Raw genomic sequence first — 21389 nt, forward strand, 5'->3', positions numbered from 1 at the left:
CAGACCGTACGGCCGCGGCCTGGAGCGCGACAAGACGCGAACGTGCGCCTCAGACCGGCGAATCGTTGCGGGTACCGGGGCCGATGCGGTGATCTGTTGCGTCCTCGCTGGTCTCGGGCCGCGCGGGGGCGGTCGGTGGGCTCTGCTGTCCTGGCCCCTTGCGGTGACCGGGCCGCGCGCCGTCCCCCTGGGCGAGCACCTTCGCCTCGCTCTGCAGGTGGGCGGCGTCCTTGCGGAAGGTGGGCAGCAGCCGCATGAGCGCCTCGCCGGGGCAGTCGGTCTCGTACGCCTCGATGTGGCCGAGGACGGTCGGCACGTTGACGGCGGTGTCCTTCGGGAACCGGCTGTTGCTGTTCGTGGAGACGAGCTGGGTGCGGGTGGCGGGATCGATCGCGGTGAGCCCGAGTTTCCAGGCGATGAGCTTCTCCACGGACTCGCGCAGCGGCTTCGGCACGGGCACCCCCGCCGTGTACGTGCCGATCGCGGCGATCCCGGTCGTTCCCGTGTTGAGGCCGACGGTGTGCGCCCCGATCACCGCGCGGTCCACGCCGCCCAGCCGCCCCTCGAAGATCGTGCCGCACTTGTCGACGAGGAAGTTGTAGCCGATGTCGCCCCAGCCCTTGGCGACTGCGTGGGCCTGGTAGATCTCGCGCACGAGATGGGGGCTGTCCGCGCAGTCGTAGCCGTTGGGGTTGTCGGTGTGGTGGATGACCACGGCGTGCACGGAGTCCGCGTAGTGCGGCTTCTGGTCGAGCAGGTGCGGGTCGGCGCCCCACTGCTCACGGGTCACGATGGGCGGTTTGAGCGCGTCGGCCGGGGAGGGCGGGCTGGCCGGGGCGCTCGGCGGCCGGGAGCGCGCCCCCGGGTCGGCGCCGAAGGGCGGGGCGCCCGCGAGGGCCAGCGCCAGCAGGGTGGCCGCGGCCGCGCCTCCGGCGCCGGTGGCCGCCCAGGCAAGGGGGCGCCGGCGTCCGTCGGAACCTCGCGCGACTCTCATCTTTGTCCAGCGTGAGGGCTCTCGTGCCGCCCCGCCGGTTGGATTGCTCCGGACGGAGGTCCGGGACCGCGGGCTACGGGCTACGGGCTACGGGTCGAAGCGCCGCAGCAGCGGGGAGAGCACCAGCACGGACTTGGTCCGCTCCACGAACGGCTCCCCGGCGATCCGCTCCAGGACCTGTTCGAAGTGGCGCATGTCGGCGGTGAACACCTGGACCACGGCGTCCGCCTCGCCGGTGACGGTCGACGCGGAGACGACCTCCGGGTACCGCTCCAGTCCGCGCCGGATGGCCTCCGGGGAGGTCTGGCGGCGGCAGTACAGCTCGATGAGCCCTTCGGTGCGCCAGCCGAGGACGGCGGGGTCCACCCGCACGGTGAAGCCCCTGATCGCCCCGCTCGCGCGCAGCCGGTCCACGCGCCGCTTCACGGCGGGCGCGGACAGGCCCACGCGCTGGCCGATGTCGGCGTAGGAGCGGCGGGCGTCCTGGGCGAGGACGCGGACGATGCGTTCGTCGAGTTCGTCGAGCACGGCGGAAGGGTTCACTTCTCCGAGGGACGTGGGTCGGCGGCCAGGCGGGAGTGCCGCACGCCGTATCCGAAGTAGACCACGAGGCCCAGCAGCATCCAGCAGGCGAAGACCACCCAGGTCACGGTGGAGAGACTGAACATGAGCCACACGCAGAAACCGAAACCGAGCACGGGCAGCACCGGGAAGAGCGGGACCCGGAAGCTGCGGTGCATTCCGGGCCTGATGCGGCGCAGGACGATGACGGCCACGTTGACGAGGGCGAAGGCGAACAGCGTCCCGATGCTCGTCGCGTCGGCGAGGTTGCCGAGCGGGACGACCGCGGCGAGCACCCCGCAGAACAGCACGACCAGGAGGGTGTTGGCGCGCGGGGTGCCGCTGGCCGCGTGGACGCGGGAGAACACCGGCGGGACCAGCCCGTCGCGGGACATCGCGAAGATCACCCGGGTCTGTCCGTACAGGACGGTCAGGACCACGCTCGCGATGGCGACGACGGCGCCGAGCGAGAGCAGCACCGGCCACACGTTCTGTCCGGTGACCTCCCGCGTGATCCCGGCGAGCGCCGCCTCGGAGCCCTCGAACTCGCGCCACGGTCTGGCGCCGACGGCGACGACCGCGACCAGGACGTACAGCGCGGTGACGATCCCGAGCGAGAGCATGATGGCGCGCGGCAGGTCGCGCTGCGCGTCGGTCGCCTCCTCCCCGGCCGTCGAGGCCGCGTCGAAGCCGATGTACGAGAAGAACAGGGTGGCCCCGGCCGCGCTGATCCCGCTCACGCCGTACGGGGCGAAGTCGGCGTAGTTCGCGGCGCGCAGCCCCAGGAAGCCGATCACGCAGAACAGCAGCAGCGCGGCGATCTTGACGCACACCATGATGGTGTTGGCGCGGGCCGACTCCTTGGCGCCGCCGAGCAGGAAGACCAGGGCGAGCAGGACGACGGCGAGGGCGGGCACGTTCACCACGCCGCCCTGCCCCGGCGGGGCCGAGATCACCTCGGGGAGCGTCACCCCGATCGTGCCGTCCAGGAACTCGTTGACGTACTGCCCCCAGCCCACGGCCACGGCGGCGACCGAGACCCCGTACTCCAGCACGAGGCACCAGCCGCACACCCAGGCGACGAACTCGCCGAGGGTCGCGTAGGCGTAGGAGTACGAGGAGCCGGCGACGGGGATCGCGCCGGCCAGTTCCGCGTAGGACAGCGCGGAGAACAGGGCGGTGACCCCGGCCAGCAGGAAGGACACGATGACGGCGGGGCCGGCCTTCGGCACGGCCTCGCCGAGGACGACGAAGATGCCGGTGCCTAGGGTCGCGCCGATGCTGATCATGGTGAGCTGCCACAGCCCCAGGGAGCGCCGCAGGCTCCCGCCCTCGCCCTCACCGCCCTCGGCGACCAGCCGGTCGACCGGTTTGCGTCGGGTCAGCGCGGACCGTTGCGGCAGTCCTGTTCTCGGCACTCTGGGCTCCTGTGGTGGCGGGGAGGGGACGGCGGCGGGGCGAGGGGTCGGCACGACCGTAAGGCAGCGCGGGACCGCCTTCCGGCAGGCCGACCCGCTCACTCCCCCGGTCGCTGCGCCCCGGCGCCCCGGTCCGCCCCGGGGGTCCGAGGCGGCGACCGCCTCTGCGGGACGCACCCGCCGCGCCGCCTCGGCTACCCCCACCTGCGGAAACCAACCATTTCCCGGTCCGGGGCCCCGGCCGGCTCAGCCGGCGGTGATGCGCAGGACGCCGGTGACGGTGCCCTGGTACCAGACGCCGCCGGGAGCGGCGGGGCCCGCCATCGGCGTCGGCCGTCCGGCTTCCGCCCCGGGCCGTCCCCCGGACGGGCGGAACGGTCCGGGGCCCAGGCGTAAACGGGCCTCTCCTGGGTACCCGCCCAGGTGGACTTGCCCGCGCCCGGGCGCGTGGACCGGCCGGCCGCCGTAGGAAACCGCGGCGCGTCCGGCCGCGGTCGGGTACCGGGTGGCCGCACAGGGGGCCGGGAGGGCGACGGGATCCGGGAACGACGAAGGGCAGTACGGGTATGACGGTCGGCTGCGGAGCACGAGGCTGATGCCGCGCATCCCGCAGAGTCTCGTCCTGGAGGGACCGGCGGCCACGAGCGCGGCGGCCAGGGACGCGGCCTCCCGTTTCGTCGCACACGTGTGCCCGTGGGCGGACGCCGAGGCCGTCGTCCTGGTCGTCGCCGAGCTCGTGGCGAACGCGGCGCGGCACACGCGCGGCCCCTGGCGGCTGTCCCTGTGGGCGCATCTGGGCGAACTGCGAGTCGGGGTGGAGGACTCCAGCAGCGATCCGCCGGTCGGCCGCGCTCCCGACCTGGCGGGCGGCGGCGGATTCGGCTGGCACCTCGTGCACCGACTCGCCCACCACGTCCTCGTCGTCGCGCTGCCGCAGGGCAAACGGGTCGAGGCGCGGTGGACGGCACCGCACCGGGGCGGGGAGCCGGCCCGGCGGCCGTGACCGCCGGGCCGACTCCCGCACACCCGCGACCCGGCTCAGGGCCGGTTCAGCTCCAGCTGACGTGCAGCGGCTTGCCCTCGGCGTACCCGGCGGCGCTCTGCACGCCGACGACGGCGCGCTCGGCGAACTCCTCCAGGCTGTGCGCTCCCGCGTAGGTGCAGGAGGAGCGGACCCCGGCGACGATCGAGTCGATGAGGTCCTCGACTCCGGGACGGGCGGGGTCGAGGAACATGCGGGAGGTGGAGATGCCCTCCTCGAACAGCGCCTTGCGGGCCCGGTCGTAGGCGGACTCCTCGGCCGTGCGGTTGCGCACGGCGCGCGCCGAGGCCATGCCGAAGGACTCCTTGTAGAGGCGGCCGTCGGCGGCCTGCCGCAGGTCCCCGGGGGACTCGTGGGTCCCGGCGAACCACGAGCCGATCATGACGTTGGAGGCTCCCGCCGCGAGCGCCATGGCCACGTCACGGGGGTGGCGCACCCCGCCGTCGGCCCACACGTGCTTGCCGAACTTGCGTGCCTCCGCGGCGCATTCGAGGACGGCGGAGAACTGGGGGCGGCCCACGCCGGTCGCCATCCGGGTCGTGCACATGGCGCCGGGGCCGACGCCGACCTTGATGATGTCGGCGCCCGCCGCGATCAGGTCGCGCACCCCCTCGGCCGCCACGATGTTGCCCGCGACGACGGGGACCTGGGGGTCGAGGGCGCGGACGGCCTTGAGCGCGGAGATCATCGACTCCTGGTGGCCGTGCGCGGTGTCGACGACGAGGGTGTCCACTCCGGCGTCGAGGAGCTGCTCGGCCTTCCCGGCGACGTCCCCGTTGATGCCGACGGCGGCGGCGACCCGCAGCCTGCCCGCCTCGTCGGTGGCGGGCTGGTAGAGCGTGGCGCGCAGGGCACCGGTGCGGGTCAGGATGCCGGCGAGGCGGCCCTCGCGGTCGACGGCCGGGGCGTAGCGCCGGTTCGCGCCGTCGAGACGGTTGAAGGCGTCGCGCGGGGCGATCTCCGCGTCGAGCAGCACGAGGTCGCGGGACATGACCTCGGAGAGCTGGGTGAAGCGGTCCACGTCCGAGAGGTCCCGGTCGGTGACGACGCCGATCGGGCGCATCGCCTCGTCGACGACGACCCCGGCGTTGTGGGCCCGCTTGGGCAGCAGGGACAGCGCGTCACCGACGGTCTGGTGCGGGCTGAGCACGATCGGGGTGTCGAGCACGAGGTGGCGCTGCTTGACCCAGGACGTGACCTCGGCGACGACCTCGATCGGGATGTCCTGCGGGAGGACGGTGATCCCGCCGCGCCGGGCCACGGTCTCGGCCATGCGGCGACCGGCGATGGCGGTCATGTTGGCCACCACGAGGGGAATGGTGGTCCCTGTCCCGTCCGGGGAGCTGAGGTCCACCGCCTGTCGTGAACCGACGGACGAGTGGCGCGGGACCATGAAGACGTCGTCGTACGTCAGGTCGTAAGGCGGCTGGAGGTCATTGAGGAAACGCACGTGCGCACATCCCAGGGTGTTCGAGGTGATCCCTGGCCGGTGGACCGAGGGAAAAAGGCACGTACTTCATCTTCCCATCCCCCTCCCCTCGCAGGCCACGGGATGATCGTCCAGAGCCCGGGTCCGCCGGATCGGCGGATCGTCCAAGCGCGGTCGGGGACGCCCGGACCTGGTCAGTCCCCGAGGGACAGCAGGACGGACAGGGGGGTGTCGCCGCCCCGCCAGTGGGCCACCGCCTCGCCCAGGATCTCCTGGGCCGTCGCCCACTGCCCCGGCGCGGCGTGCGCGTACGGCTGCCAGTGGGTGAGGACGAGGACACGCCCGCGTGCGGGAGGGGACCACGAGAGGTCGCGCAGGCAGTCGGCGAGCGCGTCCCAGTTGTGGCCGAACCAGTCGGGCAGGCGCAGGGCCCCGGCGCAGGCCGTGAGGAAGCCCGGCTTGTCGCGCACCCCCGACAGGTCGATCTCCACGGTGTCCCAGCCGTCCGCCCGCGCCGCCGCCAGCGCACCGGCCCACCCGCTCGGCTGCGTCATCTCTGTCATCGGGACTCCTCGGCGAACACCGGCACGGGCGTACGGATACGGGGAACGGCAGACGCGGTACGGCGGGTCCGAGGTGCGGGCACGGCGGCCCGCACCGGCCCCGTCAGTGGTCGTCCGGGTCCGCGCGCTCCAGCGCCGGATGCGGGAGGCCGCCCGCCGTGAGCAGGTAGTCGGCGGCGGCGGTGTCCGTCACCAGGCTCGTGACCAGGCCCGAGCGCAGCACGGCGTCGATCGCGGCGGCCTTGCGGTGCCCGCCGGCGATGGCGACGACCTCCGGGATGCGGCGCAGCCGGTCGGGTTCGACGGTGATGCACCGCTCCCCCAGGTCCCGGCCGACCCGGCGGCCCTGCGCGTCGAAGAGGTGCGCGGACATCTCCGCGGCCACGCCCAGCGAGGCGTAGTGGTGGCGCTCCTCCGCGCTCAGCATGTCGTGCACGGTGGAGATCCCGGGCTCCCAGGAGCCGATGGACACGGCGGCCACGGTGACCTTGTCGAAGTAATCGAAGGCCCGGGCGATCCCGGTCTGGCCGCGCAGCGCGGCGGCGGTCGCCGGGTCGGGCAGCAGCATCGGCGCGTAGATGGGATGCGCCTCGCCGCCCGAGACCTGCGCGGCCCGCCGGACCGCCTCGACCGAGCCGCGCTCGGCCGTCCCCGCGTCGTACACACCGGTGAGCTGCACGACCGTGCACGGCGGCAGGGTGTGCAGGGCGGTGGCCATGTGGATCGTGGACCGGCCCCAGGCCAGGCCCAGGACGTCGCCCTCGTTGACCAGCTCGCCGAGCAGGTCGGCCGCCACCTCGCCCAGGTTCTCGGGGTCCGGGGAGTCGTCGGCCTCGGCCGGCGACTCGACGACCACGGCGTGCCGCAGGCCGTAGCGGGCGCGCAGCGCGTCGGAGCGCTCCGCGTCCAGCTCGGCCGGTACGCGGATCTCGATCCGTACGAGATCCCTTTCGAGGGCGGTCTCCAGGACCCGGGCCACCTTGAAGCGGCTCACGCCGAACTCCTCGGCGATCTGGATCTTGGATTTGCCCTCCAGGTAGAAGCGGCGGGCCATGGCCGCCGCCTGGACCAGCTCAGCGGGTCCCATCCGCATGGCTGCCCGACCCGCCGACATCGCGGACACGGCGATCTCCTCACTGCTGTTCACACTCTGGATACGCCGTTCATCCTCGCAGATGCGGCGTGGCCTGATCAGTCCTCGCGGGGCTGCTTCACGTTCCCGTGGCCCAGTCGTGTCCCGCTGTTCCGGCGGACCGCCCGTCTTCGGCGCTTTCCTGCCGCTTCCCCGCGTTCGACGGCGCCACTCCGCGCTTCCCCCGCCGCTTTTCTCAGTGCTTGCCGGCCGGGTCGGCCCAGGCAGCGGCGGCGGTGGCCTCCTGCGCCTGGTGCCGCAGCATCCGCACGGCGGCCTCGGGGTCGTCGGTGGCGTAGACGGCGGAGCCGGCCACGAAGACGTCGGCGCCCGCGTCGGCACAGCGCTCGATGGTCTCGGCGGAGACCCCGCCGTCGACCTGCACCCACAGGTCGAGACCGTGCTTGGCGATCAGCCGGCGGGTGCGGCGGATCTTGGGCAGCATGAGGTCGAGGAAGGCCTGACCGCCGAATCCGGGCTCGACGGTCATGATCAGCAGCATGTCGAGTTCGGGCAGCAGGTCCTCGTACTGCTCGACCGGGGTCGCGGGCTTGAGCGCCATCGAGGCGCGCGCCCCCTTGGCCCGGATCTCGCGGGCCAGCCGCACGGGGGCGGCCGCGGCCTCGGCGTGGAAGGTCACCGAACCGGCGCCCGCCTCGACGTACTGGGGGGCCCAGCGGTCGGGCTCCTCGATCATCAGATGGCAGTCCAGCGGGGTGTCCGTCGCCCTGCTGAGCGCCTCCACGACGGGGGCGCCCAGGGTCAGGTTGGGCACGAAGTGGTTGTCCATGACGTCGACGTGGAGCCAGTCGGCGCCCTCGACGGCCCTCGCCTCCTCGGCGAGACGCGCGAAGTCCGCGGACAGGATGCTGGGATTGATCTGCACGGCCATGGGCCCAAGCCTGCCATGGAGCGGGGGCGCGGCGACGCGCGGGCCACGGTGCGGTGCGGGCCGCCGGCTGGCCGGGGACGGGCAGAGGCGACGGCCACCCGGCCGGCCGGTACCGCCGTGCCCCGGAGGTGCACGGCGGTACCGGAGGTCACGCCGTGCGGCGGATCAGCGCGAGGTACATCGCGTCCGTGCCGTGGACGTGCGGCCACAGCTGCACGTCCGGGCCCTCGCCCACCATGGGCACGTCGCTCATCAGGCCCGTGGCGTCGATGAGTTCGGCGCCTCCCGAGGCGCGCAGGACGTCGTCCACCACGGCCCGGGTCTCGGCGGGGTGCGGGGAGCAGGTCGCGTAGCCCACGACGCCGCCGACCCGGACCGAGCGCAGCGCCTCCCGCAGCAGTCCGCGCTGGAGCGGGGCGAATCCCTCCAGGTCCTCGGGGCGCCTGCGCCACCGCGCCTCGGGCCTGCGGCGCAGCGCCCCGAGCCCGGTGCACGGCACGTCGACCAGGACGCGGTCGAAGCTGCCCGGCCGCCACGGCGGCCTGGTGCCGTCTGCGGCGATCACCTGGTAGGGGCCCGGGGTGCCGTCGAGCGCCTTGGCGACGAGTCCGGCCCGGTGCGGCTGTTTCTCGGCGGCGAGCAGCCGGGCGCCCCGGCCAGCGGCGATCCCGGCGAGCAGCGCGGCCTTCCCGCCGGGCCCCGCGCAGCCGTCGAGCCACCACTCGTCGCGGCCCTCCAGCGGGGCGTCCGCGAGGGCGAGGGCGACGAGCTGGCTGCCCTCGTCCTGGACCCCCGCCCGGCCCTCCTTGACCGCCTCGATGGCCCCGGGCTCGCCGCCCTCGGTGAGCCGGACGGCGTACGGCGACCAGCGGCCGGGCAGCGCCCGGTCGGGACCGAGGGAGTCGAACAGGTGGTCGGCGTCGGTGCGTCCCGGCCGGGCCACGAGGGTGACCTCGGGGCGTTCGTTGTCGGCGGCGAGGAGGTCCTCGATGCCCGCGCGTCCGCCGCCGAGCGCGTCCCACAGCGCGGAGACGATCCAGCGGGGGTGGGAGTGGACAACTGAGAGGTGTTCCTCGGGATCCTCGTCGTAGGGCGGGGCGACGGTCTCCAGCCAGCCGTCGAGATCGTCCCGGGCGATCTTGCGCAGGACGGCGTTGACGAACTTGGAGCGCCCGTCGCCGAGCACGACCCGCGCCAGTTCGACGGTCGCGGAGACGGCGGCGTGCGAGGGGATGCGCGTCCCGAGCAGCTGGTGCGCGCCGAGGCTGAGCACGTCGAGGACGGGCGGGTCCACCTCGCGCAGCGGGCGGTCCACGCAGGCCGCGATGATCGCGTCGTACGTCCCCTGGCCGCGCAGCGTCCCGTAGACGAGTTCGGTGGCGAGGGCCGCGTCGCGGGTGTCGAAGCCGCCCTTCTCGCGGGCGGCGCGCAGCAGCGGCGGCAGGACGAGGTTCGCGTAGGCGTCGCGTTCGTCCACGGCGCGCAGCGCGTCGAAGGCGAGGACGCGGACGGGGTCCTTCTGCGGCCTGCGGTAGGGGCGGCCCTTGCCGTTCCCCCCGCGTCCGGAACTGCGGTTGCCGGACTGGGGGCCGCCGTGCTGCTGGGGCCGGTGAGGCTGGTCGTTCAAAGGTGCTCCGCTGCTGGGACGAACCGGGCCCGGGGCCCGCCGTACGGGATCGCCGTCCTGGATCACGGACGGCTCCCGCCAGCGTACGTCGCCGGGGCGGGCGCCCCGGGCCCGGCACCGCTCGGGGCGCCGGGCCGGGACCGGCTCGCGCGGAGCTCAGCCCAGCTTCTCGCCCGCCGCGATCCGTACTCCCCGCGCCCAGTCGGCGGCCGCCATCGGCTTCTTGCCCTGAGGCTGGACCCACAGCAGTTCCACGGCGTACGAGCCCGTGCCGACGTACACGTTCTTCTTCGCGGCGTGCACGTCCGCGGGCGCGAGGTCGGTGCGCTCGGGCACGGGGGTGACGGCGACCAGCTTGAGGCGTTCGCCGCGGAACAGCGTCCAGGCGCCGGGGGCGGGCGTGCAGCCGCGCACCACACGGTCGACGCGCAGCGCGGGCGCCGACCAGTCGACCTGGGCGTCCTCGACGCTGATCTTCGGGGCGAGCGAGACGCCCTCGGCGGGCTGCGGCACGGCCTTGAGGCTGCCGTCCTCGATCCCGTCCATCGTCGCCGCGAGCAGCCCGGAGCCGGCGAGGGCGAGCCGGGTGAGCAGGTCACCGCTGGTGTCGGTGGGCCGGATCGCCTCGGTCACGGTGCCGTAGACGGGCCCGGAGTCGAGCCCTTCCTCGATCAGGAAGGTGGAGGCCCCGGTGAGGGAGTCGCCCGCCATGACGGCGTGCTGCACGGGGGCCGCGCCGCGCCACGCGGGCAGCAGCGAGAAGTGCAGGTTGACCCAGCCGTGCGCCGGAATGTCGAGGGCGACGCGTGGGAGCAGCGCCCCGTAGGCGACGACCGGGCAGCAGTCGGGCGCGATCTCGCGCAGCCGGGCCAGGAAGCCCTCCTCGCGGGGTTTCGCGGGCTTGAGCACCTCGATCCCCGCCTCCTCGGCCCGCTCGGCCACGGGGCTCGCGACGAGCCTGCGCCCCCGGCCGGCCGGGGCGTCGGGGCGCGTGACGACGGCGGCCACCTCGTGCCGTCCGGAGGCGAGCAGGGCGTCCAGTGCGGGAACCGCTACCTCGGGGGTACCGGCGAAGACGAGCTTCATAAGGGGCGTTCGGCCTCTCGGGCGGGGGAAGGCGGGCCGTTCATTCTAGGGCCTGTCTTCAAACTGCCGCCTGCCGCGCGGCGCCATGCACGCACTCTCGCCGCACCGGCCCCAGACCCCGGTACGTCCAGTACAGGAGTCTGGGGCCGGTGCGGTGAGCTGGGTGGTGTCCCCCTGCTCGAAGGGCTTGGTGAAGCGCCGGGCGCCGCGTGTGCTGTGCCGGACTTCGCGGACCGCCCCCTGGGCGCCGCCGAGCCTTCGGCGGAGGCCGGCCGCCCGCTGCGGCCACCCGGGCGCGGGCTCCACCACAGGGGGGCGTACGCGCCCTTGTGCGCCCTGCGCGTGGGCGCTCACGCCCCTCCCCCGTGACTACTCAAGGGGCAGCGCGTTGTCAAAGCAGCGTTGACCGAGGGCGGGCAGCACCACTCCCCCGCCACGGCGGCGTTCCGTTCCACCGCCCCGTCCCTTCAGCCGTCCCCCCGCCTCCTCACCCCGGGGCATCACACACCCGGGCCACGCTGTCACTCTTCATCTCATCCTTCGTCCCGTCCTTCATCTCGTCACCCACCCATCCTCATCTTCGCCGGTTCGAGAGGCTTGTTCATGGCCGACCACGCAACTCACGACGCCCAGGCTCGGGCCAGCCTGCATCTGCTGGTGCGGGACATCGAGCGGGTGCGTCGGCAGGTGGACGCACTGCGTACCCTGACCGCCCAGCTGGGCAACGTCTACCGCCCCCGCCGTTCCGGACCCTCCACCGGATTCGTGGTGTACGGGCGTGCCCCCGCACCCACCGTCCGGCTCGCCCAGGAACTGCGGGAGAGCGTGGAGACGCTCGTCACCGCCGCCGTGGACTTCGACCGCTCCCTCGGTTTCTCGTGGGACGCGGTGGGCTCCGCCCTCGGTGTCACCAAGCAGGCGGTGCACCGCCGTTACGGGGCCCGCCGGGCCACCGCGCAGGCGGCGGCCGAGGCCGAGCGCTCGGGCGATCCGAAGGCCGGCAGGGTCCTGCCGTCCCCGGCTCCGCTCTCCTCGCTCCCGCCGGGGGCCGGGGCGCTGCCCACGGTGCCCGCCGCCCGGGCCATGCCGACGCAGCCGAAAGCCACGGGCACCGCCCTGCGCGAGGACTCCCGGCAGGGCGCCCTGCCAGGGCCCCGCCAGGGCTGACAGGCCCGCTGCGCGGCACGCCTTCCGCACGCAGACAGCGCGTCTGAGCTTCCGCTGTCGAGCAGCGCGCACGAGCGCCTCCCTCCCGGTACGCGATAGTTCCGGGCGGGAGGCGCTCGTGCGTGCCGGGCGGCCCCGCCGGGGTGTACGCCTCAGCCGATGTCCGGCGGATCGACGCGCACGACGACCGGCTCGGCCGCCTTGCTCCGGGCCATCCGGGCGGCCTGAGCCGTCTTCAGCACCCGGGCCAGCTCGGCGCCCCCACCGCGCTCGACCCGGACCAGGGCCCGCTGCCACTGCTCCCCGGGCGGCGGCCCCCCGGGGCGGCGAGGGCGGCCGGGCTCGGTCACGGGCAGTGGTACCGGTCCCAGCACCTCGGCGCCCGCCGGGAGTTCGGCCCCGTCGAGGAAGTCGGCGACGGCGGCGGCGGGTCCGGAGACGGCCGCCATCCGGGAGACCGGGGGAAAGCCGAGATCGGCCCGCTCCCCCAGTTCGCGTACGGCGTGGCCCACCGGGTCCCAGCGCACCAGCGCCTGCACGGGGCGCAGGGTCGGCTCCGCGACGACCACGACGGTGCCGCCCGCGCCCTGCCCGCGCACCAGTGAGGCGGCGTCCAGCCAGCGGCGCAGGGCCTCCTCCTCGGCCCGCAGGTCGGGGCGGCCGAGCATCGCCCAGCCGTCGAGCAGGACAGCCGCCGCGTACCCGCCCTCGGCGACGGGTTCGGCGCCGGGCGTGGAGACGACGAGCGCGGGACCGTCCGGGACCGTGTCGAGGATCTGCTCGCGGCCCGAGGTGCGGACCGGGACGGCGGGGAAGGCCCGGCCCAGTTCCTCGGCGGTGCGCCGGGCGCCGACGATCTGGGCGCGCAGCCGGGTGCCGCCGCAGGTCACGCACGCCCACTCCGCCTCGGTGCGCCCGCACCAGCCGCAGCGCAGCCGCTGCGCGTCGGGCGCCTCCAGCGGCCCGGCGCAGTGCCGGCAGCGGGCCGGGGCGCGGCACTGGGCGCACGCGAGCCGGGGCGCGTATCCCCGGCGCGGGACCTGGACGAGGACGGGGCCGTGCTTGAGTCCCTCCCGGACGGTCTGCCAGGCGAGGCTGGGCAGCCGGGCGGCGCGGGCCGCCTCGTCCCTGGCCAGGTCGTGGTCGCCGACGGTGCGTACGAGGGGGGCGGCGGCCCTCGTCGTGTCGCGGCCGGCGGCGACGGGGTGCGCCCAGCCGCTCTGCACGAGCTGGGCGGCCTCCACGGTGCAGCCGACCGCGCCCAGCAGGAACGCGCAGCGGCGCGGCGCTCCCTGTGGTGCGGACCGGCTCTCCAGGGTGGCGCGCAGCATCAGCACCTCGCGCGCGTGCGGCTGCGGGGCGTGGTCCTCGCTGTGACTGCTGTCCCCGTCCTCCCAGATCACGACGAGGCCGAGGTCGCGGACCGGGGCGAACATCGCGGCCCGGGTGCCGACGACGGCGCGCACCGAGCCCCGGTGCACGGCGAGCCATTCGCGGTACCGCTTCTCGGGACCGGCGTCGGCGGTGAGCACCGCGTGCCGTCCGGGGCCGAGCATCTCGGTGAGCGCGGCGTCGACGCGCCCGGTGGTCCGCCCGTCGGGAACGACGACGAGGGCGCCGCGCCCGGAGGCGAGGGTCGCGGCCACGGCCCGGGCGATCTCCTCGGCCCACCGCGGGCCGGGCAGGGCGGTCCACACGGCGCGCGGTGACTGGCCGCGGGCGAGAGCGTCGAGGAATCCGGGGCCCTGCGGGTAGCGCTCCCAGCTCCCGGGCGCGGGTGCGGGCGGCGGCGGCAGCGGCTCGGGCGAGGGCCGGGACTCCGCGCGCGCGTTGCGGGGCGGCACGGCCAGTTGCAGGACGTCGGCGAGGCTCCCGGCGTACCGGTCGGCGACGGCCCGGGCGAGGGCGAGCAGGTCCGGGGAGAGCACCGCTTCGGTGGACACCACCTGGGCGAGCGCGGCGAGCGGGCCCGCGTACTCGGAGGCGGCGACCCGCTCCACGAGGAAACCGTCGATGAGGCCGCCGCCCTCGCGGCGCCCGTCGCGCACCTGGTGTTTACCGGCTCCGAACCGCACCCGCACCCGCACTCCGGGCTGCGCCCGGGCGTCGAGTTCCTTCGGCACGGCGTAGTCGAAGTACCGGTCGAGGTGCAGCACCCCCTTGTTCACGAGGACGCGCGCCACGGGCAGCGACTCGGCGAGCGGCGCCCCGCGCCAGGTGCGCGGTTTCGCCTTCGGTGCCCCGGCCTTGCGCACGCTCTCCCGGATGAGGGCCAGCTGCTCCGGCCCACCACCCCGCTCGCCCGGCTCCCCGCCGTTGTCCTCGCTGCTCACACCCCACATCTACCAGACGGCTCGGACAGCGCGCCGGGCCCGTGGGCCGCCCCGGATCAGGAGGAAGAGGCGGCGTGGTCGTCCTCACCGCGCAGGACGCAGAACTCGTTGCCCTCCGGGTCCGCGAGCACGGCCCACCCGGTGCCGTCGCTCTCCCGCCGGTCGGCCACGAGGGCGGCGCCCAGGCCGAGCAGCCGCCGGACCTCCTCCTCGCGCGAGGTCCCCGGGCGCAGGCACAGGTGGACCCGGTTCTTGACGACCTTCGCCTCGGGTACCTGGTTGAAGTGCAGGACCGGCCCCTCGGGCAGCATCACCTGGGTCTCCCGGTCCCCCGGCACGCTCTGCGGATGCAGGGGCGCCCCGGTCGCCGCACTCCAGAACCGGGCCAGCCCGTAGGCGTCCGCACAGTCGACCGCGATGTTCTGCACCACCGAAACCATGCGCCCCAGCCTGCCGCAGCACCCTGCGGACCGCCAGCCCTTTGCCGATGGCCGCACCGCAGAAGCAACGCCCCGGGCCCGCCCCTCCCGAAGGAGGGGCGGGCCCGGGGAACTGGCCGTGCGGGCGGGGTCTACAGGCCGGCGGCCTTGCGCAGGGCGTCGACGCGGTCGGTCTTCTCCCAGGTGAAGTCCGGCAGGGCGCGGCCGAAGTGGCCGTACGCGGCGGTCTGGGCGTAGATCGGGCGCAGCAGGTCGAGGTCGCGGATGATCGCGGCCGGGCGGAGGTCGAAGACCTCGGAGATGGCCTGCTCGATCTTCTCGACATCGGTCTTGGCGGTACCGAAGGTCTCGACGAAGAGGCCCACCGGCTCGGCCTTGCCGATCGCGTAGGCGACCTGGACCTCGCAGCGCGAGGCGAGACCGGCGGCCACCACGTTCTTCGCGACCCAGCGCATCGCGTACGCGGCGGAGCGGTCGACCTTGGACGGGTCCTTGCCGGAGAAGGCGCCGCCACCGTGGCGGGCCATGCCGCCGTAGGTGTCGATGATGATCTTGCGGCCGGTCAGGCCGGCGTCGCCCATGGGGCCGCCGATCTCGAAGCGGCCGGTCGGGTTGACCAGGAGGCGGTAGCCCTCGGTCTCCAGCTTGATGCCGTCGTCGAGCAGGGCCTTGAGCTCCGGCTCCACGACGAACTCGCGGATGTCGGGGGCCAGCAGCGAGTCGAGGTCGATGTCGCTCGCGTGCTGCGAGGAGACGACGACGGTGTCGAGACGGACGGCCTTGTCGCCGTCGTACTCGATGGTGACCTGCGTCTTGCCGTCGGGGCGCAGGTAGGGGATGGTGCCGTTCTTGCGGACCTCGGACAGCCGCCGGGACAGCCGGTGCGCGAGGTGGATGGGGAGCGGCATCAGCTCGGGCGTCTCGTCGCAGGCGTAGCCGAACATCAGGCCCTGGTCGCCGGCGCCCTGCTTGTCGAGCTCGTCCCCGTCGTCTCCGCGGGAGGCACCCTCGACGCGCTTCTCGTAGGCGGAGTCGACGCCCTGCGCGATGTCGGGGGACTGCGCGCCGATCGAGACGGAGACGCCGCAGGACGCGCCGTCGAAGCCCTTCTTCGAGGAGTCGTAGCCGATGTCGAGGATCTTCTCGCGCACGAGCTGTGCGATCGGCGCGTACGCCTTGGTGGTCACCTCGCCGGCCACGTGCACGAGGCCGGTGGTGATCAGAGTCTCGACGGCGACGCGCGAGGCGGGGTCCTCGCGCAGGAGCGCGTCGAGAATGGTGTCGCTGATCTGGTCAGCGATCTTGTCGGGGTGACCCTCGGTCACAGACTCCGAAGTGAACAGACGGCGGGACACATCGCTCCCTGGGGTTGCAGCGGCTGCTGGCTGATCATGGGCGAACCTTGCCGGGAGCTGCACCCGGCACGGGTTCCCCGCCAGTTTATCGGTCACTCTTTGCCGTCGACCCAGGTGTCTCGCCCCTTGGGAGTCCTGTGATCTGCGGCACTGCATTCTCGGACAGGGTCCGGGACGGCGCCAGAGGCCGCGCCGGATATCCGAACGGTTTTGCGTGACCGCAATACGGCGCGGCTCACGGGCCGTTCAGAACCCCTCCGGTACGACGGCGCCGGGTTACGGCAGACGGGCGAGAACCAGGTCCCAGACCGTGTCGGCGAGCGTCTCCTTGGGCCCGTAGGGCACCGGGGTCTCGCTGCCGTCGGCGCCCAGGACGACGGCCTCGCTCTCCTCGGCGCCGAAGGTCTTGGTCTCCCCGACCTCGTTGACGACGAGCAGGTCGCAGCCCTTGCGCCGGAGCTTGTCGCGGCCGTGGGCGAGGACCTCGTCGGTCTCGGCGGCGAATCCCACGATCAGCTGACCGGGGCGCGGCCGGGTGGCGGAGATCTCGGCGAGGATGTCGGGGTTGCGGACCAGGGCGAGCGGCTGCGGCTCCTGGTCCTCCTTCTTCTTGATCTTCCCGGTCGCGTACTGGGCGGGCCGGAAGTCGGCGACCGCGGCGGCCATCACCACGGCGTCCGCGTCCTCGGCCGCGCGCAGGACGGCCGCGCGCAGTTCGGCGGTCGTACCGACGGACACGAGGTCGACGCCGGCCGGGCTCGGCAGCGTCGTGTTCGCGGCGATCAGGGTGACCTCGGCGCCCCGGGCGGCCGCCGTACGGGCGAGGGCGTAGCCCTGCTTCCCGGAGGAGCGGTTGCCGAGGAAGCGCACCGGGTCGAGCGGTTCCCGCGTGCCCCCCGCGCTGATCACGAGGCGTCGGCCCGCGAGGTCGGCCGCCTTCTCGCCCCGGGCGCCGCGCGCGAGCACCTGGCGGCAGTACGCGAAGATCTCGTCCGGGTCGGGGAAGCGGCCCTTGCCGGTGTCGGCGCCGGTGAGGCGGCCCACGCTCGGCTCGATGACCAGGGCGCCGCGTCGGCGCAGGGTCGCCACGTTCTCCTGGGTGGCCGGGTGCTCCCACATCTCGGTGTGCATGGCGGGGGCGAACACGACCGGGCAGCGCGCGGTCAGCAGGGTGTTGGTGAGCAGGTCGTCGGCGAGCCCGTGTGCCGCCTTGGCCAGCAGGTCGGTCGTCGCCGGGGCGACGACGACGAGGTCGGCGCGCTGTCCGAGGCGGACGTGCGGCACCTCGTGGACGTCCTCCCAGACCTCGGTGGAGACCGGGTTGCCGGAGAGGGCCGACCAGGTGGCGGCGCCCACGAAGTGCAGGGCGGCCTCGGTGGGCACGACCCGGACCTCGTGGCCGGACTCGGTCAGCCGGCGCAGCAGTTCGCACGCCTTGTAGGCGGCGATGCCGCCGCTGACCCCCAGCACTACCTTCGGCTTGTCCACCACTGGCTCCCGGCTCGGGCCGCGGGCGGCGGGCCCGCTCGCGGCGATCTCTGGCGTCCATCACACACCACGGACCCGGCAGCGGTGCTGCCGGGTCCGTGGGGAAAAACGATGACGCCGTACCGAGGGCTGTAGTGCCGTCGGCGACTGACCGCGCGGTTGCCCGCGCGGAGCCCTACTGCGCGGGGCCCTCGACGGCCTCGGAGGTCAGCAGACCCGCGTTGATCTCGCGCAGCGCGATCGAGAGCGGCTTCTCGTGGACGTGGGTGTCCACGAGCGGCCCGACGTACTCGAGGAGGCCCTCGCCGAGCTGCGAGTAGTACGCGTTGATCTGGCGCGCACGCTTGGCCGCGTAGATGACAAGGCTGTACTTCGAGTCGGTGGCTTCGAGCAGCTCGTCGATCGGCGGGTTGATGATGCCCTCGGGCGTGGTGATGGAAGAGGACACGCTCTACCTTCCGAAAGGGGGAAAAGAAATCATGAGACTGATGTCAAGGCTAGCAGCTCGCGGGCCACGTCCTCGACGGCGGTGTTGACCAGGGTCACGTCGAACTCCGATTCGGCGGCGAGTTCGGTCTTCGCCGCCTCCAGCCGCCGCTCGATGACCTCGGGCGGTTCGGTGCCCCGGCCGGTGAGCCGGCGCACCAGTTCCTCCCAGCTCGGCGGGGCGAGGAAGACCAGCCGGGCCTCGGGCATGGACTCGCGCACCAGCCGGGCCCCCTGGAGATCGATCTCCAGCAGGACGGGTTCGCCGTTCTCCAGCCGTTCGGCGACGGCGTGGCGGGGGGTGCCGTAGCGGTTGCCCGCGAACTCGGCCCACTCCAGCAGCTCGCCGTTGGCGATCAGCTTGTCGAACTCCTCGTCGGAGACGAAGAAGTACTGCACTCCGTGCTGCTCACCGGGGCGGGGCCTGCGCGTCGTCGCCGACACGGAGAGCCAGACCTCGGGGTGTTCCTTGCGCATATGAGCGACGACCGTGCTCTTGCCGACCCCGGAGGGGCCGGAGAGCACGGTCAGCCGCGGACGTACGACCGGGGGTACGGGGGACGTCCCCCGGGATGAAGCAGCCATGTGGAGATTATCCAGCCTTCGCGGGGTGCCGGGGAACCTGGTCCCCCGGCACCGCGCGATGTCAGGCCGCGGTGCTGCCGAACTCGCGCTCCAGCGACGCGATCTGGTTGGAGCCGAGCCCGCGCACACGGCGGCTCTCGGAGATGCCGAGGCGCTCCATGATCTGCTTGGCGCGGACCTTGCCGACGCCGGGCAGCGACTCCAGCAGGGCGGAGACCTTCATCTTGCCGATGACGTCGTTCTCCTGACCCTGCTTGATGACCTCGTGGAGGGAGGCACCTGAGTGCTTGAGTCGATTCTTGACCTCGGCCCGCTCCCGGCGAGCCGCGGCGGCCTTTTCGAGCGCGGCTGCGCGCTGTTCAGGGGTAAGGGGCGGAAGAGCCACGCCTACGTCACCTCGGATGTCGAACTTGTCGGATACGGACCGGTGAGGAAGCTGGGTGCCCCACCACCAGGCGAGCGGCGAACCAGGAACCGCGCTCGTCCGCTCTCGTCGGAGACTAGCGGCCCGGAGGGCTTCAGTCAGCGAGAACAGCGGAAAAGTCCTGGTCAGCAGTTGTTGACAGGGGCATTTAGGACAAAACAGTCGGGTTTTCGCTCAGAACTGCTGTGCGAAGGTGCGTACGACACCCGGTGTCCCCCTCCTGCCCGTGCCCGCCTCGGCGTCCCCCGGGTGCCCGGCGCCACGATCCGTACACCCTCCGTGCCCGACAGGCCCGGAAAGTCCGTCGTTACCGGGGGGCCCGGTCGAGAACGGTCCGGATCTCGTCGGTCAGCGCCGCGGCGGCAGCGCGCAGACCGTTGACGGAGGGGCCGTGCCGCAGGACGCCCCGGCTGACGCTCGGCACGACCTCGTGCACCGAGGCGCCGAAGACGCCGGGCAGGTCCGCGGGGGTCGCGCCCTGGGCGCCGATGCCGGGGGCGAGCAGGGGACCGTTGATCGCGAGGTCGGCGCGCGCCTGCCCGAGGGTCGCGCCGACGACGGCACCGACCGAGCCGAGCGGCCGGGCGCCCGCGTTCTCGGCGGCCATGTGGTCGAGCATGACCTGGGCGAGACTGCGCCCGTCCGCCGCGGTGGCGCGCTGGACCTCGGCGCCCTCCGGGTTGGAGGTGAGGGCGAGGACGAAGACGCCCGCCCCGGAGACGGCCGCCGCGTCCAGGGCGGGGCGCAGCGAGCCGAAGCCGAGGTACGGGGAGACGGTCACCGCGTCACTGAACAACGGGGAGTCCTTGTCCAGGTAGGTCGCGGCGTACGCGGCCATGGTCGAGCCGATGTCGCCGCGCTTGGCGTCCATCAGGACGAGGGCGCCGGCCGCGCGGGCCTCCTCGACGGCCTTCTCCAGGATCGCGATACCGCGCGAGCCGAAGCGTTCGAAGAACGCGGACTGCGGCTTGAGGACGGCGACGCGGTCGGCGAGCGCCTCGACGCAGGTGCGCGTGAAGGTCTCCAGGCCCCTGAGATCGTCGCTCAGGCCCCAGGAGTGCAGGAGGGCGGCGTGCGGGTCGATCCCGGCGCACAGGGGCCCCCGGGTGTCCATGGCACGGCGCAGGCGGGCACCGAAGGGTTCGGGGCCGCCCGCGTTCGTCGGCTCGCTCATGTGTGGGCCTTCCTGGTGTCGGCGCCGACGGCTTCGGCGAGGGTCGTGTGGGGGCTGGTGGCCAGACGGGCGGCGAGGCCCTTGTGGAGGCCGCGGGCCCAGAAGGGGCCCTGGTAGATGAAGGCGCTGTAGCCCTGGACGAGGGTGGCCCCGGCCAGGATGCGCTGCCACGCGTCCTCGGCGTCCTCGATCCCGCCGACGCCGACGAGGGTGATGCGGTCGCCGACGCGTGCGTACAGGCGGCGCAGCACTTCGAGGGAGCGTTCCTTGAGGGGGGCGCCGGACAGTCCGCCGGTCTCCTGCACGAGGGCCGGGTCGGAGCGCAGACCGAGGCCCTGGCGGGCGACGGTCGTGTTGGTCGCGATGATCCCGTCGAGGCCGAGGTCCACGGCGAGGTCGGCGACGGCGTCCACGTCCTCGTCGAGAAGGTCGGGGGCGATCTTGACGAGGAGCGGCACGTGGCGGCCGGGCACCGTGCGGTCGGCGGCCTCGCGGACGGCGGTCAGCAGGGGGCGCAGCGCCTCGGTGGCCTGGAGGGCGCGCAGGCCGGGCGTGTTGGGCGAGGAGACGTTGACGACGAGGTAGTCGGCGTGGGTGGCCAGTCGCTCGGTGGAGGTCACGTAGTCGGCGACGGCCCCGGACTCGGGGACCACCTTGGTCTTGCCGATGTTGACGCCGACCGTGGTGCGGAAGACCGGCCTGCGGGCGGCGAGCCGGGCGGCGACGGCCGCCGAGCCCTCGTTGTTGAAGCCCATGCGGTTGATCAGGGCGCGGTCCTCGACGAGGCGGAACAGCCGCTTCTTCGGGTTGCCCGGCTGCGGCTGCGCCGTGACCGTGCCGATCTCCACGTGGTCGAAGCCGAGCATGGCCATGCCGTCGATCCCGACGGCGTTCTTGTCGAAGCCCGCGGCGAGGCCGAAGGGGCTGTGCATCCGCAGCCCGAGGGCCTCCGTGCGCAGCGTCTTGTCGCGCGGGGCGAGCACGGCGGCGACGAAGGTCCGCAGGACGGGGACGCGGGCGGCGAGGCGGATCCAGCGGAAGGCGAGGTGGTGGGCCTGCTCGGGGTCCAGGCGCCGGAAGAGGAGGCGGAACAGGAGTGCGTACACGGGAGTCGTCCGTACGGTCCGTGGGCCGGCGGGGGCCCGGGGCGAGGGCCCGGGGCGGGTGGGTCGCGCCCCGGGTGGAGGTGGGCT

At 73.8% G+C, this 21389-nt stretch carries 20 protein-coding genes; 2 read left to right on the forward strand and 18 right to left on the reverse strand.

Features of this window, described 5'->3' with window-relative positions; genetic code table 11:
* Positions 1-49 precede the first annotated feature (49 nt).
* The 3 genes from AB0J21_RS23305 to AB0J21_RS23315 form a co-directional block, all read right to left on the reverse strand.
* Positions 50-994, reverse strand: coding sequence for a peptidoglycan recognition protein (locus AB0J21_RS23305; RefSeq protein WP_363148014.1), 945 nt, complete (start codon positions 992-994; stop codon positions 50-52).
* 87 nt (positions 995-1081) lie between these two features.
* Positions 1082-1522, reverse strand: a complete 441-nt coding sequence (locus tag AB0J21_RS23310; protein ID WP_363148183.1) for an Lrp/AsnC family transcriptional regulator — start codon at positions 1520-1522, stop codon at positions 1082-1084.
* An 11-nt stretch (positions 1523-1533) separates the two neighbouring features.
* Entirely contained in the window at positions 1534-2973 is a 1440-nt protein-coding gene (locus AB0J21_RS23315; protein ID WP_363148015.1) for an amino acid permease, read from the reverse strand.
* Between the two features lie 595 nt (positions 2974-3568).
* Here AB0J21_RS23315 and AB0J21_RS23320 point away from each other — a divergent pair.
* Entirely contained in the window at positions 3569-3976 is a 408-nt protein-coding gene (locus AB0J21_RS23320; RefSeq protein ID WP_363148016.1) for an ATP-binding protein, read from the forward strand.
* Between the two features lie 46 nt (positions 3977-4022).
* Here AB0J21_RS23320 and AB0J21_RS23325 read toward each other — a convergent pair whose 3' ends face one another.
* From AB0J21_RS23325 to fmt, 6 genes are all read right to left on the reverse strand, one after another.
* On the reverse strand, positions 4023-5465 hold the full coding sequence (locus tag AB0J21_RS23325) for a GuaB1 family IMP dehydrogenase-related protein (RefSeq protein ID WP_363148017.1): 1443 nt from the start codon (positions 5463-5465) through the stop codon (positions 4023-4025).
* Positions 5466-5638: 173 nt separating this feature from the next.
* Positions 5639-6007, reverse strand: a complete 369-nt coding sequence (locus AB0J21_RS23330; protein WP_363148018.1) for a barstar family protein — start codon at positions 6005-6007, stop codon at positions 5639-5641.
* Between the two features lie 103 nt (positions 6008-6110).
* Positions 6111-7154: a sugar-binding domain-containing protein gene (locus tag AB0J21_RS23335; RefSeq protein ID WP_363148019.1), complete on the reverse strand. Its 1044-nt coding sequence runs from the start codon at positions 7152-7154 to the stop codon at positions 6111-6113.
* A gap of 181 nt (positions 7155-7335) precedes the next feature.
* Complete coding sequence (gene rpe / locus AB0J21_RS23340; protein WP_363148020.1) at positions 7336-8031, reverse strand: ribulose-phosphate 3-epimerase; 696 nt, start codon at positions 8029-8031, stop codon at positions 7336-7338.
* Between the two features lie 148 nt (positions 8032-8179).
* Positions 8180-9658 carry a transcription antitermination factor NusB gene (locus AB0J21_RS23345; RefSeq protein ID WP_363148021.1) on the reverse strand — a complete coding sequence of 493 codons (1479 nt, stop codon included), beginning with the start codon at positions 9656-9658 and terminating at the stop codon, positions 8180-8182.
* A 156-nt stretch (positions 9659-9814) separates the two neighbouring features.
* Positions 9815-10744, reverse strand: coding sequence for a methionyl-tRNA formyltransferase (gene fmt / locus AB0J21_RS23350; RefSeq protein ID WP_363148022.1), 930 nt, complete (start codon positions 10742-10744; stop codon positions 9815-9817).
* Positions 10745-11347: 603 nt separating this feature from the next.
* Here fmt and AB0J21_RS23355 point away from each other — a divergent pair.
* Positions 11348-11911 carry a hypothetical protein gene (locus AB0J21_RS23355; protein ID WP_363148023.1) on the forward strand — a complete coding sequence of 188 codons (564 nt, stop codon included), beginning with the start codon at positions 11348-11350 and terminating at the stop codon, positions 11909-11911.
* 152 nt (positions 11912-12063) lie between these two features.
* On the opposite strand, the gene AB0J21_RS23360 is transcribed toward AB0J21_RS23355, so the two are convergent.
* The 9 genes from AB0J21_RS23360 to AB0J21_RS23400 form a co-directional block, all read right to left on the reverse strand.
* Positions 12064-14244 carry a primosomal protein N' gene (locus AB0J21_RS23360; protein WP_363148024.1) on the reverse strand — a complete coding sequence of 727 codons (2181 nt, stop codon included), beginning with the start codon at positions 14242-14244 and terminating at the stop codon, positions 12064-12066.
* A 56-nt stretch (positions 14245-14300) separates the two neighbouring features.
* Positions 14301-14684 carry a VOC family protein gene (locus AB0J21_RS23365; protein WP_363148025.1) on the reverse strand — a complete coding sequence of 128 codons (384 nt, stop codon included), beginning with the start codon at positions 14682-14684 and terminating at the stop codon, positions 14301-14303.
* Between the two features lie 131 nt (positions 14685-14815).
* Positions 14816-16039, reverse strand: coding sequence for a methionine adenosyltransferase (gene metK, locus AB0J21_RS23370; RefSeq protein WP_363148026.1), 1224 nt, complete (start codon positions 16037-16039; stop codon positions 14816-14818).
* A 276-nt stretch (positions 16040-16315) separates the two neighbouring features.
* Positions 16316-17527: a bifunctional phosphopantothenoylcysteine decarboxylase/phosphopantothenate--cysteine ligase CoaBC gene (coaBC, locus tag AB0J21_RS23375; RefSeq protein WP_363148027.1), complete on the reverse strand. Its 1212-nt coding sequence runs from the start codon at positions 17525-17527 to the stop codon at positions 16316-16318.
* Between the two features lie 175 nt (positions 17528-17702).
* Entirely contained in the window at positions 17703-17975 is a 273-nt protein-coding gene (gene rpoZ / locus AB0J21_RS23380) for a DNA-directed RNA polymerase subunit omega (protein ID WP_030610454.1), read from the reverse strand.
* Between the two features lie 29 nt (positions 17976-18004).
* Complete coding sequence (gene gmk, locus AB0J21_RS23385) at positions 18005-18598, reverse strand: guanylate kinase (RefSeq protein WP_363148028.1); 594 nt, start codon at positions 18596-18598, stop codon at positions 18005-18007.
* A gap of 61 nt (positions 18599-18659) precedes the next feature.
* A complete protein-coding gene (locus AB0J21_RS23390; protein WP_119288626.1) occupies positions 18660-18983 on the reverse strand; it encodes an integration host factor in 324 nt (107 codons plus the stop codon).
* A 346-nt stretch (positions 18984-19329) separates the two neighbouring features.
* Positions 19330-20196, reverse strand: coding sequence for an orotidine-5'-phosphate decarboxylase (pyrF, locus tag AB0J21_RS23395; RefSeq protein ID WP_363148029.1), 867 nt, complete (start codon positions 20194-20196; stop codon positions 19330-19332).
* The gene (locus AB0J21_RS23400; protein ID WP_363148030.1) at positions 20193-21302 is read right to left on the reverse strand and encodes a quinone-dependent dihydroorotate dehydrogenase; all 1110 of its coding nucleotides are present in this window, start codon (positions 21300-21302) and stop codon (positions 20193-20195) included. The genes pyrF and AB0J21_RS23400 overlap by 4 nt, the downstream gene beginning before the upstream one ends.
* Positions 21303-21389 lie beyond the last annotated feature (87 nt).

It is taken from the genome of Streptomyces sp. NPDC049954 (genome assembly GCF_040656295.1).
Lineage (GTDB): Bacteria > Actinomycetota > Actinomycetes > Streptomycetales > Streptomycetaceae > Streptomyces.

Excerpts from the sequence above, each read along its gene's own strand:
- AB0J21_RS23320 (WP_363148016.1), top strand. The coding sequence starts at position 3,569 with ATGCCGCGCATCCCGCAGAGTCTCGTCCTGGAGGGACCGGCGGCCACG.
- fmt (WP_363148022.1), bottom strand. The coding sequence starts at position 10,744 with ATGAAGCTCGTCTTCGCCGGTACCCCCGAGGTAGCGGTTCCCGCACTG.
- gmk (WP_363148028.1), bottom strand. The coding sequence starts at position 18,598 with ATGGCTGCTTCATCCCGGGGGACGTCCCCCGTACCCCCGGTCGTACGT.
- AB0J21_RS23365 (WP_363148025.1), bottom strand. The coding sequence starts at position 14,684 with ATGGTTTCGGTGGTGCAGAACATCGCGGTCGACTGTGCGGACGCCTAC.
- rpe (WP_363148020.1), bottom strand. The coding sequence starts at position 8,031 with ATGGCCGTGCAGATCAATCCCAGCATCCTGTCCGCGGACTTCGCGCGT.
- AB0J21_RS23305 (WP_363148014.1), bottom strand. The coding sequence starts at position 994 with ATGAGAGTCGCGCGAGGTTCCGACGGACGCCGGCGCCCCCTTGCCTGG.
- AB0J21_RS23355 (WP_363148023.1), top strand. The coding sequence starts at position 11,348 with ATGGCCGACCACGCAACTCACGACGCCCAGGCTCGGGCCAGCCTGCAT.
- pyrF (WP_363148029.1), bottom strand. The coding sequence starts at position 20,196 with ATGAGCGAGCCGACGAACGCGGGCGGCCCCGAACCCTTCGGTGCCCGC.
- AB0J21_RS23330 (WP_363148018.1), bottom strand. The coding sequence starts at position 6,007 with ATGACAGAGATGACGCAGCCGAGCGGGTGGGCCGGTGCGCTGGCGGCG.